Below are 14,177 nucleotides of genomic sequence, written 5' to 3' on the forward strand. Positions count from 1 at the left end.
TTAACCTTTTACCGAACCTAGCAATACGCCCGAAATAAAGAACCGCTGAGCAAACGGGTACATCACAACCATCGGTATCGACGCGATGACCATGGAGGCTAATTCAATCGTACGCGACGTAATTTCGCCTTGTCCTTGCGCCAAAGACAGCAGCTCGGATACGGCGGGATTGGACAGCGAGGCCGAGCTGGACAGCTGCTCCACCGCCGAGCTTGTCTGAAGCAGCTTCAGAATCAAATACTGCAGGGTTTGAAGGTCATTGGATTGCGTGAAATAAAGCGTTGTTCCGTAATCGTTCCAAATTCCGACCGCCGTAAAGATCGACAATGCCGCCAATACCGGCTTCGACAGTGGCAGAACAAGTCGCAGGAAAATCGAGAATTCGCTTGCCCCGTCCAGCTTGGCGGATTCAAACAAGGCATCCGGAATCGCTTTGTAATTCGCGTTGAGGATAATAACGTTCCAGAAGCCGCCAAACAAAGAAGGAATAATATACACCCAATAATTATCATAGAGATGGAGCCAGTTGATCAATAAAAAAGACGGGATAAGGCCGCCACTGAAATACATGCTGGTGAATCCAAGCGCCATATACCATTTTCTCCACTTTAAATAGGGACGCGAGAAGGCGTAAGCGAACATCGCCGTATAAAAAATCGAGATGATCGTTACGAACGCCGTACGGGATATCGTAATCCAGGCTGCGCTGAGCAGACCCGGATCGGCCAGAACCGCTCGCCAGCTCGCCCAAGTAAAAATACGAGGCCATAGAAACACCGGTCCGCGCTGCAGATCAATCCCGCTATTCAGGGAACTGATAATGGCGTACCAAAAAGGATATACGGTCACAATCATGATCACTACCATGATCACTGTATTCGTAACGGAAAATGTACGGTCTCCTAGAGACTTTCCTCCAACCATACCGGGATGCCTCCTTAGAACAGACCTGATTTTGTAATTTTTTTCGAAGCATAGTTAGCTCCCACAAGCAGGACAAGCGCTAGCACGGACTTCATTAATCCGATAGCCGTCGCGACATCGAACTGGAAGTTCAATAGGCCCGTTTGATAGACGTATGTATCGAGGACCTGGCTCGCAGGCAGGTTCAAGGAGTTCTGCAGCACGTAAATTTGCGTAAAGTTATTGTTCAGCATGCCGCTTACCGCGAAAATAATCATGATCATTAAAGTTGGCATGATGCCGGGCAACGTAATATGGAACATTCGTTTGAACCGTCCCGCTCCGTCGATTGACGCCGCTTCGTACAACGATTGGTCGACGCCGGCCATCGCGGCCAAGTACAGAATCGCTCCCCAGCCTAGATCCTTCAACAGATTCGTCACGATAGCCAGACCCCAGAAATAGCTTGGATCGGATAGAAATTGAAGAGGTTCTTTCACCAGATGCAGATGAACCAGCAAATAATTGATAATCCCTTCTTGCGGATTCAGCAGCGTAATATACAAGCCGCCATAAATGACCCAAGACAAGAAATGCGGCAAGTAGGTAATGGTCTGAATAGCCGATTTGAACCTGGTACTGACGATTTCGTTAAGCAGCAAAGCGAAAATAATCGTAACGGGTATGCCGACCAGCGACCCGATCAGATTAATGCCAAGCGTATTTTTGACCATGGGCCAAAATTGAAAGTTGTCAAAGATCAGCTTGAAGTTATCGAAGTGATTCCATGGGCTTGTAAATATCCCTTTAACGCCGCTGATCGGGTCGTAATGCTTAAATGCCATCAGAAGGCCAAACAACGGCAAAAAGCTGAATACGATAATAGAGATGACGCCTGGCCCAATCATAACCGCTAGCTCGGTCTGCGTTCGCAAGTCGGATTGCAGCGCGTAGCCCTTTTGCTTCTTCCTTTTTTTATCCGACGGATTCATCAGCCGACTCCCTCCTGCTCAAGGGCGGACCGTGCCGAAGCTTCCGATTCGGCTTTGACACGATCCCCTTCGTTCCTTAGTTAAGAATTGATGCCTTTAATCGTTGTGCCGTAGCTTTCCTGCTGCTTATGGAACTGTTCGTTGATTTTCGCATTGATATCGTCCAGTCCCATCTTTTTCACTTGGGCGATCATATCGTCATAGAGCTTATCTCTTGATGTCTCGTCTTTAGCCAGAATAATCTTGGATATTTGAGCCTCGAGATAGGTTTTAATTTGCAGTTGATCATTGGCCAGCTTGCTGCCCGCTTCAATGAAATTGCTAGGCATAATCAGCGCGGAAGAATCGTAAATCTCGGAGTTTTTGCCGATTGTCGTCTGTACCTGCATCGCCATAACGCTGTCTGCCCCTTTATTGGAGGTTGGAGCAACCGTCGCATGATCATGCCAGGCAATATTGTGGAACGGCCAGAACGCGAATACGCCTGTCTTGGAATAATCGGCCGCATCCTTCAGACCTTGCTCCGTCTGCACGACAAGTCCGTTCGCGTCCAGCGTGTAGTCGGTTCCTTCGAAGCCGTAATAGTTGAGTATGAGCCCTTCGTCACTGGTCATGAAATCAAGCCACTTGGCAATTCTCTCCGGGTTAGGCGCATCCTTTGAAATAAACGTATTCATCCAGCCCGTTCCTGCTTTCAGAGAGCGGCCTGCTACCGGCTTTGTCCCCTCATTCGACATCATCGGGCCTGGCGTAATCCATGTACCGACCGCATTCTCGTCCGTAAATCCGGTATTTGCGGAGTTGCCGATGAAGCTGAATACCCTGCCAGTCTTGACGGATGCCTTTATGGATGTATCATCCACCGTCATCTGGCTTGGATCAAATGCGCCTGCTTTTGCCGCTTTGTACAGGAAATCAAGCGCATGCTTCGTTTCCGGAGCCAGGATAACGTCGCGGTAATTGCCATCCTTATCGACCGGCATAGCGCCAAACATGGCTTCCAGCGTGCCAAGGGTGCTGCCATGTCCTGTCCCGCCAACCGATAAACCTTGATAATCTTTTCCGTTAATCAGCAGCGGAACAACAGGCGCTCCATCGATTTTCAGCCCCTTCACTTTCTCGAAAGCCGCAAGGACTCCGTCCTCCGTTTTTAACTCCTCCTCCTTAATACCCGCTTGCTTCATAATCTCCTGATTAAACATAATCGAGTTGTTATTCCGGTACTTTGCGGCATCCGAATAAAATTCGCTTGAAGGCGGGTAGATCTCTCTAGCATCCTGCGTATCCATATGGCTCGGATAAGCATACCAGCCGCCGTCGCGCTCGATTAAGGCTTGCTTCAAATCCTGCGGAAAATTCGTCAGAAGCGGAGAGGATGGATTATATTTCTTCAGAAATTCGTCCAGATTCCATACTTTGCCCGCGTCAATCAGCTTCTTCTCCAGCGTGCCGTCCGTCAGCGTCATAATGTCCGGCAGCTTATTGGACGAGACAAGCATCAGGCTTAATTTCGTTCCCGCATCCTGAGCCGGAATGTTGAATTCGAACGATAAGCCGGTCTTGCTTGTAATTGTCCCTTCTACCGAATTGGGATCCGAATTCCATGGCGACGGCGGATTCCATCCGCTTACGTCAGAAAACCACGTCAGCTTGACCGGAGCCGTGTTCTCCGCCGTACTGCTGGAGGACGGTTCCGCAGAATTGGCTGGCACATTATTCGTTCCTTCCTGGCTGTTATTCGGTTGATTCGAACTGCAGGCTGAAAGCGCTATCGAACAAGACAATAGCATGACCGTCCACAAGCTGTAATGCTTTCTCATACCTTTGTTCCCCCTTAAGACTTATAATGGCTCTTACCCTTCCCATCATAGTTGGATCCAGCCCTCAGCCATATGTTTGTAATTTTGCAAATTGGTGCGGATTGTAGATAGCGCTTTCATAACTTTCTGAATTTGCTTGGCGTTAACCCGACATGCTTCTTGAACAGCTTGTTGAAATGAAAATAATCTTTGTAGCCGACCCGCTCCACAACCTCGTGAACGGATATAAAGCTTTCCTTCAGCAGCTCTTTAGCAAGCGCGATTCTTTTGCCCGTAATATAGTCCGAATAAGAGGTTCCCGTCTCCTTCTTAATCAGGAAGCTAAGGTAGCTAAGGCTCAGATTAAAACGTTTGGCGATAGCCCCCAGCATAATATCCTCCGTAAAGCTTGAATCGATATAGTCCATTACCGCTTTAACCTGCCCGCTTATTACCGGGAGATCAGGCTTACCTTCCAGTTCGAAGCCATTTTTCAACCTCTCAAATACGGCATCTATCGAAGAATATGTCCTTGCCAGCTGATCGTAAGTCAGAAATTCTATATCCTGCTGCGAGCTTGCCTGGCTGTAATACTTATGGATAAGCGAAATGATCTGATTGTACACGCTGGCGAATTGGTCCAGCTGCATGCCCCGGCATTGCTCCATCAGCCGTTGAAGGCATTCCTGCATACCCGATAGTTTTCGTTCTTTCATGCTCAGCTCCAGCTGCAGCATAGTTCCCGAGATCCCGGCGGCCATTGCCTCATTCTCTTTATAACGGACAATCCGTTGATCCGGATAAAAGCATGAAGTGAATAACGCGATATCCGCCGCATGAAACATCTTTGAAAGCGGATAAGACAAATCAGCCGGCATACTGATTCCGATATGGCTCGCATCATTAAGACTGCCGGTTATAAAATCCAACAGCTCCTTGGCATGCAAGGCTTCATCATACTGCAAAATATAGGACAGCTTGTTTGAGCCCGTTCTCATGACATGGGCATTCATCTCAGGCATTTCCGCAACTCTCTCGGAGGAATCCGTCGCCGTAGCATACGGAAATAGAGCATTGATGAGCAGAACATTTGGATGCTCCGGCTTTATCCCCCGATTGCGCATGTACTGACCGATCGTAGTATGACCATCGGCATCCAGCAGTTCAAACAAATCGTTAAGCTGTGCATCGGGGTCGCCGGCATCCAGCTTTTTTTGCTCCAAATAGCCTCTCAAACGCCCGATCGTTTCGATCAGCTGTTCCTTCTCGATTTGCTTAAGCAAATAGTCGAATGCGCCAAGCCGCAACGCCTGCTGGGCATATTCAAATTCGGAATACCCGCTCGCAAGAATAACTTCCGTCTCGAGCTTTTGCTTGGCTATTTCATTCAGCAGTTCAATTCCGTTAAGCCCCGGCATCCGGATATCCGATATTACCGCTTCGGGACGATGCTCCTCAATAAACCGCAAAGCAGATGAACCGTCGTAAGCTTCGCCAATAACCTGAAACCCTTCCGACTCCCAATCAATAAGCTTTGATATGCCGTAAGCGACCCAAGGCTCATCATCCACGATTAACACGCGATACATGTTCGTTTCCTCCCTCGTTGACGTGCGGCGGGAAAGAAATCCTGACGCACGTCCCTTTATTTAACACGCTGTCAACCTCAAGCGTTGCAGCATCGCCATAGAATAAAAACGTGCGGTTGTAGATATTGGAGATTCCGATCCCCTTTTGCTTCCCTTGTTCCCCCGAGACAAATTCCTGGACGCCGGTAAAGCCTTCCCTTATTTCTTGCAGCTGGCTCTCACTCATGCCGTAGCCGTTATCCTGAACAAGAACATGGATCCGGTGATCGGCGGATCTATGGATATCGATCAACACCTCTCCTTCGCCCAGCTTCCGTTCCAGCCCATGAAATACCGCGTTTTCAACAAGCGGCTGCAATAACATTTTGAGCATCGTCTCGTTCAGCAAATTCTCTTCGCAGCGGGTAACGATCTTAAACCGCCCTCTGAAACGAAAATCTATTATTCTCGCATATTCCCTAATGTGGGCCAGCTCCTCCGCAATCGTCACAAAGTTGCTCCCTTTCACCGCATAGCGGAACATGCGCGACAGAGACTCGGAAATATCCGCAATATCGCGGACATCATGGTAAAAGGCCATGGCGCGGATGCTTTCCAGCGTGTTATAGAGAAAATGCGGATTGATCTGGTTCCGGAAGGCCGATATTTCCATTTGTTTTTTGGCCAGCTCAATTTCCAGCATTCGGATTTGGGTAGATCGGACCTCGTCACTTAGCTCGCTGATATCGTCCAGCATATTGTTCAGCTTTTGGCCAAGCACGCCGATCTCGTTTTTATGAACGACCTGATAGCGGCTATCCTCTCCGTTTTTCGGATAGGATTTGATGAAATCCATCAACGATTTAATGGGCTTGAGTATCCGGGTGAAGAAAATAAGCAGGAACATGCACAGAATGCCGAACATAATGGCGTAGGTTGTAATATTAATCCGTTTAACCGTTCCCAGCTCGTTAAGCAGCTCGCTCTTCGGAATGATACTGATCAGCTTCCAGCCGGAAGGAGCAAGCGTAATGGACTGGACGATAAATTTCGAGTTCGCCTTCCACTTGCCTACGTTCACCGAATCGCTGCTGGACACCTTGCCTTCGCTGGTTAAGATATGATCGTTCCGGTCCAATAGCATAACCCGGGAGTTGGCCGTCACTTTTGCGCTTCTCAGAATCGGGCTCAGGTTAGAGACATCCATCACGTAACGGCCGGTGCCCCGGTATTCCGTTGCGATATGGTTGCTGTCCAGTCCGTAGATCGGAGCCGTAATGATGTAAAAATGCTCTGTCGGACGGTCATCCAGATTAACCAACCCGGAATAGGACATCGTCTGCACGGGTGCCGTCGTCTCGTCCTGACCCTCGCCAAGCCTTGTCATCAGCTTCCCGCTTCGGTCATACAGCTGAATCCCTCTAATATTGGATTTCATCGACATCGTGTTGGCGAACACCGACAGCACTTCGCGGTTTATTAATACCCGGTCCAGCATATCGTCCGCTTTGATATAAGTCTGCACGGTAGGGCTATAAAACAAGAAGGTCGAGATTCCCTGCATGTCGCTGTCGAAGCTCGTCATCTTCTCGTTCACCTGCTGCAGGATGGTATTGACGGACGCGGTTACCTTCCGTTCGATAATTTGCTGGGCAATGCGGTTCGTAATGATATACGTAATAAGCAGCGTGACCAGCATAAGCGCAATCAAGATCAAGATCTGCCTCATTAAGCTGGGCTTCCATATCCGGTTCAGCATAACGATCCCCTTTTCGAATAACAGCTGTATGGATCTCAAATAGACGAAACAACAAAAAAACCGCTTTTTAGGCGATTTTTTCGAAAACTTGCTTTATTTCACTCTAAATACCGTAATGGAATGCTTGGGAAAATCGTACGCAAACCTGTTGCCTTGGACACGGATACGGCTCTGCTTCGGGGATACCCGGTCAGGCGCTTCGAATGTATTCTCGTCATCCAGCGAATGGCCGGACATCTCGTGGATATCAACATTCAGGAACGGTTTCTGCAAATCTTCCAGCACCACGTCAGCGTTCACGGAGTTGTCTTGTACATTCACAACCTTTACGATGGTATCGCCGGTTGTGCGATCATAGCTGGCGGAATAATACAAAGGCTCGATGACCGGCAGTGCATCTTCCGTCTCATTAATGAGCTCGCCGTTAATCCATGCGCGTATCCGACGACCCGACACTTCCAGCTTCAAGTCGTATTCTTTATGATCTTCTACGTTAAAAAGGCTTTGAGTGAGGACGGAGCCTCTTCCATTGATATGGGAGGCAATAATCGAATCCTGATTCTGCCAGCCGCCAAACTCCCAGATTTGCTTATTCTTCTCATCCGTTTGCCCGAACTTGAGATTAAAGCCTTTAGGTCCGCTCATTCTTTGCGCTTTCAAGGTTATCGTGTAGTTCTCCCAATCCGTTTCCCCTAGATCAATTGCCTTGACCGACGTCCCGTTCCGTCTGTCTTCTTCCGTATCGGAAAGCGTGCAAGGCAAACCATTGTTCAGCTTTTTCACTTCTCCGTTGTCGTTGTTCACCAGCACGATATCCCAATAACGGAAGGAGCAGCGATCCGTCTCAAGGGATAAAGCTCCGTTAATCGGCTTCTTCATATCGTTAGGAGCAGCTTCCAGACCGCTTGCTTCGATCGTGATGAGCTGATCCCCTTGATGATGCATAAACAGCTGCTGCACATAATAGTTAGGCGTGCCGTAAACCTCATGATTGTTGAACCAGATCATATCCGGCTTCCAATTCACGTAATCGACGTTGCACAGGAGCGGTGCATAACAGGCAAGTCCTACGGCATGCGCGTTTTTCTCAAGCCCCGTCATATAAGCTGCTTCGGCAAGCGCGTTATAATACGTGTTCCCCCACGAGGCATATTCGCCGAGGAACACTTTCGGGTCATCCGCTTTGAAGTTGTCATAGCGATGGTAGTTGGCCAGGAACCATTCCGGCGAACTGTAATAATGCTCGTCCACCAGATCCGATTGATGTTCTCTGGCAGATTGCCAGCCGCGTTCATATTCCGTTCCCGCGGCAAATGGCCCCGAGGAGTTTATCACCTTCATTGCCGGATACTTCTCTTTGATGGCGCGATGGAAGTACGGGTATCGTTCGAAGAACGGTTCCCCAACCTCTTCGTTGCCGATTCCGATATACTCAAGCCCAAACGGCTCCGGGTGACCCAGCTCCGCGCGAATCGCTCCCCATGTAGTCGAAGCATCGCCGTTAGCGAATTCAATGAGGTCTAACGCATCCTGGATCCATGGCGACAGCTCCTCGATCGGAACGATTCGGTTGTGATGCGGATCATAGCCGCCCGGCAGAATCGGGATTGGCTTGGCGCCGATGTCCTCGCATAATTGAAAATATTCGTAATAGCCAAGACCCAGCGTCTGATTGTAGCGCCAGTTGTTCCTTCTGGCCGGTCTTTGCTCAACGGGGCCAATCGTGTTTTTCCACCGGTACATCGAATTTCGGTCATCCGGGTTTAAGGAGCCGTCATGCACGAGGCAGCCGCCCGGGAAACGCATAAACTTCGGCTTCAGGTCGGCAAGCAGCTTCGCAATATCTTCTCTTAAGCCCCCAGGACGCTTAAGATAAGTTTTCTCCGGGAACAACGATACCATATCGAGATACAGCTTCCCTTGCCCTTTTGTCAAAAGAACAAGACGACTGCCCGTATCCGTCGCGGCTGATGTTATTACAGCCTCGTATTTCATCCATTCCGATGAATGGACCTCAATGGCCGCCTCGCCGTAAACAGTACCGTCCGCCCCTTCAATCGTGACGGTCAGAGGTTCATGGAAGCTGGCGTCACGCCGCGCAAATACGGAAAATAAATAACGGTCGCCTTGCTTGACGGGAATACCGCTGTTGAAACCAAGATTCATAAGTCCAACGCCATTCCCCTCCGCAGCAATATCAATTACGGCGTAATGAGGGATACGCGAGTTAATCGGTTGGCTTTCCCCGATCGTTGCTTCCGCCTGTCCGCCGCCTCTTTCTACCTTCTCCCAACCCATGAAAGCGTGGTAATCGGGATGGTCGATCGGATCAAATTCGAAGGAACGGTTCTGAACAAGCTCCGCGTAAAGCCCCCCATCCGCCGCATGATTCAAATCCTCGAAAAATATGCCGAACAAGTCGCCTAATTCCGCGCCTCGTTCCTTCGTGCGTACTGTTAATACCGGCTGCGTGCTCATGTCGATTGAATCTCCTTTGCCTCGTTTTCTTACGATTCTAAGGAGTTGCGCCTGCGAAAACAATTCATTATCCTGCCTTATAACTGACCTATCCTGCTATCCATAGAGAACAACCTGACAGATCTGATATAATTCCATCAGCATTGTCTCTACAAGGAGCTGGATACGTTATGGATCATTATAAGCTCTCCGGGCTTGGACCAAATGAAACGATCGGCGTCTTACCCGATTACTATTTCCCGCCTTACATAACGCTTGCCCATATGTTCTCAGCCCCCAGCCATTGGGCAATTCGCAACCGGGAGATGAAGCAGTATGTCCTTCAATATGTCGTTGACGGCATAGCTGACTACCCCATCGAAGGCACGCCTTATACGACAAAGCGAGGAGACCTGCTCTTCCATCGTCCCATGGAACGGCACTCAATTCTACCTCATCCTTCGGAGCCGTATGTTTGCATTTCCATTGTTTTTCACTTTGGCCTCTCGCCATTTCCGATCCCCGAATTGTATGAAAGCAAGCATTATCTCGGCAACTATTCCGACCATCCCATCAACAACATGCTATCCGACCTGGTCACCTCTTACAGACAACCCGGAATAATACATCAAATGCGATGCCAAAGCCTGCTGATGCGCATCTTGGCCGAAGCTTCCCAGCGTAACAAGGAAAATGCACAAGCTAAGAATGATGCCTCGAATAAACCTCAAGTCGTGCTCGTAAAAAATTATCTGCACGAACACTATGCCCGGGATGTGCAACTCAAGGAATTGGAAGTGCTTAGCGGCTGGAGCAAAAACTACCTGCTGCTCGTATTCCGCAAGTATATGGGCATGTCACCGATGCAATATTTAACTTGGCTGCGAATAAATAAGGCCAAAGAGCTGGCTATCCATTCCAACCTTACAATCAGCGAAATCGCCGAAAGCGTTGGTTATTCGGATGTCCATACCTTTGGCCGCATGTTTAAAAAGAAAACCGGTCATAGCTTAAGCCAGTTTTGCGCCAACCTCATTTATTCCTGACATTCGCATCCAGCAAGCACACAAAGCCATCCCGCGAGGGATGGCTTTGTGACGAAAGAAAAACGAATGCTATTAAGTCGCAATCTCCTGCTGAATGACATGGCTGTTATCCAAAAAGGCCGACCTTTCCACTTGATACAAATCATAGATTTGCTCGGTCTGATTGATTCGAGTATACATATACGGATTAAGCTCATTGGCTAAGGTGACATAGGGCAGCTTCTCGACCGCTTTTTTCGATCGGATATTTTGCTTGCGAATTTTTAAAAATACCGTTTCAATCCCATGCTCCAGAAAAAGCTCCGTGAAAAATGCATCCTTAGCCAGCTGGTTATACCCTTTGCCGAAATAAGGAATGCCGATCCATGTAGCCAGGAAGCCTGTATGGTTAACAATATCGTAGAGATCGATACTGCCAATGGGTTGTCCCGTCTCATTCAGAATCGTTCTTGAAATACAGGTGCCCTGCTCCTCTTCGACGATCAACTGCTTGGTTGCGAATAAATATTCTTCATACGACTGGGGTTTGTAGCGAACGTAAGGGAAAACAGCGGGATCAACCAATAAATGATACAAGGAGTGGCATTCGTGCAAATCTCTTTTTTTAATCATCGTATCTATCACCCTAGTCCTTGAAAGTCGTCTTCTCAAGTATATAAAAGGACATGAGGGATTGTATGAACGCCACGTTTTGTTTGTGTAAATCGCGCTTGAAAAAGGACCACTCCAAGTCAATCGGCGTGGTCCTTTCCTCTAATTAAAAGTTAACGCGAATCCGCTTTGCACGTAGTTCACGTTCGGATAGGCGATGTTTCTCGTAACCAGATTGTTAAACGTTGCCGATCCGTTCCCCGTATAGGTATAGATGGCCGCCCCTAAATGCGGGCCAGAGAACCTCGACGTCGTTACCCCGTCTTTGCCGGTACCGTCAATGGTCACGTTGTTAAAGACGATATTCTCGAAGCCTCCTCCGTAACCGAATTGAATCCCGTCACGCTGCGCATTAATGATATCAATGTTGGTAAAGGTCACGTTTTTGATCGAATCGTTGGAAGCCTCCAGATCGATCGCTCCCCGCTCCCCGTTATACAAGTCTTGACTCGTACCGCTATTAATGATCGTTGTATCCGAGACCGTAATCCCCGTATTGTTCTGGAAATGATAGCCCGGGAAGACCGTATTCAGACGGACGCCGGAGCCGCCAACGGTATCGATAATCACGTTGTGGTCGGCTTTGTGTCCGCTGCCGCCAAAGAACGCAATGCCCGCCGCGCGCCAGTTGTTCTCAATCGTGTTGTAGGAGAACGTATTGTTCACGCCTGCGGGAGCGCCGTTCGTGTTACTCGTCCAGACCGCCAGAGCATCGTCGCCGTTATTGCGGAGATTGCTGTTGCGAACGATGGAATTGCTGGTGCCTTGAGCAAAGTTGACGCCATCCGCCAGATTGTTCCGAATTCGGCTGTTCTCGATCGTCAGCCCGTTCGCGTAAATCGCAGGCGTATGGGCATAATCCCCCACCCAGAAGCCGCATTCGAAATGCTCCACCCATACGTCATGGATTTTGGAGTTCGTTCCGAAATTGTCCATAAAGCCTTTGTAAATCGCGTTCTGACCGTAACGGGAACGAAGCTTCGAATTCAGGTAGACGTTACTGAAATCCAGCTTGCCTGTAATCCGGAGCGAGATCCCCCCGCCGGCTGCGTTCGGATTCGTAAACTGAATATTCGTATACCAAAAACCCGCGCCTGTAATCGTCAGGTTATTGATCATATTGCTGACCGAGCCAATCTCCCACATGTTGCCGAGATGGAACGTGCCTGCAGGGATATATAACGTTTTGTTGGCCGCTGCCGCTGCGTTAACCGCAGCTTTGAAAGCCGTAAGATCATCTTGCCCATCATTGGCAATCGCGCCGTAATCGGTCACGGACACCGAATTAGCCGGTTGGGCAATTGCCGTCGGAACCTGTTCGACCTCGATGAAGTCTACCCCGTATTCGATGCTGTCATTTCCTTTCTGAATGCGAACAGTATCTCCCGGCTGAAGCGGAGTATCCAGCTTCCAATGCACCTCGTCGAAGCGGAACAACGGCCGTCCTCCGCCTGGAGCATCCGCCGGCATATCTCCCGAGAAATATTGCCAGTTATAGTAAGAGGATAACGCTACGGTCTTCACTTTCACATTGTTGACATAGACGTCAAGGGAGCCGCTTTGACCCATGCCGTCCGCCGAGTCAGGCATCGTAAAGCGCATCGTCACGCCCGCTCCGCCTTCACCTTGCCGTACGGTCCATTGCAGATAGGAACCGCTCGAAGGAAGCGCGATATATTTTTGCCCGGAAGCCTCGGATGCCGTTAATGATTGATCAAAGGTTGGTGCGGATTGCAGCGTTGCTCCGCCGCCGCGGGTTGCGTCATCCGTATCGTACCGGGTATACGGTACGCTTGCGCCACGGACCGAGTAAACAACCAGATTCGTTGTGCTTACGTTATTTCCTTGCTTGGACGCCGCTTCATTGGCATCCGCTGCAATGGTTGTCGTTACGGTGTAATTGCCGTTGACGGCCGTCCAAGTGCCCGGAATGCTTACATTAGCCGAAGCCCCCGAGGCTAAAGCACCGTTATACGAGCCGCTAAACGTCTGGATTGTGGAGCCGGCCGAATTTTTCAAGGCCACGGTAATGGCATGGGAGCCGCCAGCGGAAGCTACGGTACCTTGGTTTTTCAGATTTACCGTAAAGGCAATCGAATTGCCGGCTACCGGATTGCTAGGCGTCCATGAGGTTGTTCCGGCAAAGTCGGCGCTTGCAATTGGCGCAACCACCAATGCCGCCGCATTCGTATAGCTGTTATTGTTGTCGTTAAGCTCGATGACGGCATTATTCTCGTCTACTTTCGCGCTGACCGAGTAGCTTGCTGCTGTCTTGCTGCCGATATTGACGGATACGGGAGCAGAAGCACCGGCAGCTAATGCCGCCACTGCAGCAGAACCGGCTAGCTCGTTGTTCAGGTAGAAGTTGACGGTAGTTGCCGCGGAGCCGGCATTGCCATCATTCTTAACCGTTGCGTTAAGCGTAATTGCGCTGGATTCATCCGGTGACGCCGGCGACCAGGACAAGCCCGTAATCGTCAAATCCGGATTGGCCGCAGGCGTGCCGAATACCTGGAATTCCGCGATTTGACCTGCCGGAGCTCCGGAATTGGACGCAATGTTTAATTGAAGCCGTTTTACCGTAGCCGTAACCGGAATCGTCACGGTGTTGCCGGAAGCCGGGTTAAAGGTATACGACTGCGAGGAGACAAGATTGCCGAATGTTGTTGTCGTCTGATTGTGGCCAAGCACTTGAATCGTCTGGGTGCGAGTGCTCCACTCGCTCGCCGGATTCAGCTTTAATACGATGGAGGTGACATCGTAGTTTTTGCCGAGATCAAGCGTCAACGTGCTTGGGTTGCTGCCGCCTTCCCAATACGTGCCCGTATTGTTGTCGTTAGCGTTCGAAGCTACAAACGATTGCGTATTTGAGGATGCCGTCATGGTCTTGCCAATCGCGATGTTATCGGTTGCCGGCGGTGTTGGCGTTGGCGTTGGTGTTGGTGTTGGCGTTGGTGTTGGTGTTGGTGTTGGTGTTGGTGTTGGTGTTGGTGTTGGCGTTG

Annotated in this window: 9 protein-coding genes; 1 reads left to right on the forward strand and 8 read right to left on the reverse strand. The window is 49.6% G+C overall.

Annotated features, from left to right (window positions below; translation table 11 throughout):
- From PGL01S_RS14360 to PGL01S_RS14385, 6 genes are all read right to left on the reverse strand, one after another.
- A complete protein-coding gene (locus tag PGL01S_RS14360) occupies positions 1-924 on the reverse strand; it encodes a carbohydrate ABC transporter permease (RefSeq protein WP_127495296.1) in 924 nt (307 codons plus the stop codon).
- 14 nt (positions 925-938) lie between these two features.
- On the reverse strand, positions 939-1,895 hold the full coding sequence (locus PGL01S_RS14365) for an ABC transporter permease (protein ID WP_127495297.1): 957 nt from the start codon (positions 1,893-1,895) through the stop codon (positions 939-941).
- Between the two features lie 80 nt (positions 1,896-1,975).
- On the reverse strand, positions 1,976-3,715 hold the full coding sequence (locus PGL01S_RS14370) for an extracellular solute-binding protein (protein WP_127495298.1): 1,740 nt from the start codon (positions 3,713-3,715) through the stop codon (positions 1,976-1,978).
- A gap of 116 nt (positions 3,716-3,831) precedes the next feature.
- Positions 3,832-5,283, reverse strand: coding sequence for a response regulator transcription factor (locus PGL01S_RS14375; protein ID WP_127495299.1), 1,452 nt, complete (start codon positions 5,281-5,283; stop codon positions 3,832-3,834).
- Positions 5,258-7,021: a cache domain-containing sensor histidine kinase gene (locus PGL01S_RS14380; protein WP_127495300.1), complete on the reverse strand. Its 1,764-nt coding sequence runs from the start codon at positions 7,019-7,021 to the stop codon at positions 5,258-5,260. Before PGL01S_RS14380 ends, PGL01S_RS14375 begins: the two co-directional genes overlap by 26 nt.
- A 93-nt stretch (positions 7,022-7,114) precedes the next feature.
- Positions 7,115-9,499, reverse strand: a complete 2,385-nt coding sequence (locus PGL01S_RS14385) for an alpha-L-arabinofuranosidase family protein (protein ID WP_127495301.1) — start codon at positions 9,497-9,499, stop codon at positions 7,115-7,117.
- 170 nt (positions 9,500-9,669) lie between these two features.
- Here PGL01S_RS14385 and PGL01S_RS14390 point away from each other — a divergent pair, with 170 nt between their 5' ends.
- Positions 9,670-10,524: a helix-turn-helix transcriptional regulator gene (locus PGL01S_RS14390; protein ID WP_127495302.1), complete on the forward strand. Its 855-nt coding sequence runs from the start codon at positions 9,670-9,672 to the stop codon at positions 10,522-10,524.
- A gap of 72 nt (positions 10,525-10,596) precedes the next feature.
- Here the strand turns inward: PGL01S_RS14390 and PGL01S_RS14395 are convergent, their stop codons facing one another.
- Positions 10,597-11,136, reverse strand: a complete 540-nt coding sequence (locus PGL01S_RS14395; protein ID WP_127495303.1) for a GNAT family N-acetyltransferase — start codon at positions 11,134-11,136, stop codon at positions 10,597-10,599.
- A gap of 141 nt (positions 11,137-11,277) precedes the next feature.
- On the reverse strand, positions 11,278-14,177 hold a 2,900-nt coding region (locus PGL01S_RS14400; protein WP_127495304.1), incomplete at its 5' end, for a CARDB domain-containing protein.

The sequence above is a fragment of the Paenibacillus glycanilyticus NBRC 16618 genome (genome assembly GCF_004000805.1).
Classification (GTDB): domain Bacteria; phylum Bacillota; class Bacilli; order Paenibacillales; family Paenibacillaceae; genus Pristimantibacillus; species Pristimantibacillus glycanilyticus.

What these genes read in the sequence shown, in the direction of transcription:
- PGL01S_RS14360 (WP_127495296.1), bottom strand. Translation starts at nt 924, where the DNA reads ATGGTTGGAGGAAAGTCTCTAGGAGACCGTACATTTTCCGTTACGAAT.
- PGL01S_RS14365 (WP_127495297.1), bottom strand. Translation starts at nt 1,895, where the DNA reads ATGAATCCGTCGGATAAAAAAAGGAAGAAGCAAAAGGGCTACGCGCTG.
- PGL01S_RS14370 (WP_127495298.1), bottom strand. Translation starts at nt 3,715, where the DNA reads ATGAGAAAGCATTACAGCTTGTGGACGGTCATGCTATTGTCTTGTTCG.
- PGL01S_RS14375 (WP_127495299.1), bottom strand. Translation starts at nt 5,283, where the DNA reads ATGTATCGCGTGTTAATCGTGGATGATGAGCCTTGGGTCGCTTACGGC.
- PGL01S_RS14380 (WP_127495300.1), bottom strand. Translation starts at nt 7,021, where the DNA reads ATGCTGAACCGGATATGGAAGCCCAGCTTAATGAGGCAGATCTTGATC.
- PGL01S_RS14385 (WP_127495301.1), bottom strand. Translation starts at nt 9,499, where the DNA reads ATGAGCACGCAGCCGGTATTAACAGTACGCACGAAGGAACGAGGCGCG.
- PGL01S_RS14390 (WP_127495302.1), top strand. Translation starts at nt 9,670, where the DNA reads ATGGATCATTATAAGCTCTCCGGGCTTGGACCAAATGAAACGATCGGC.
- PGL01S_RS14395 (WP_127495303.1), bottom strand. Translation starts at nt 11,136, where the DNA reads ATGATTAAAAAAAGAGATTTGCACGAATGCCACTCCTTGTATCATTTA.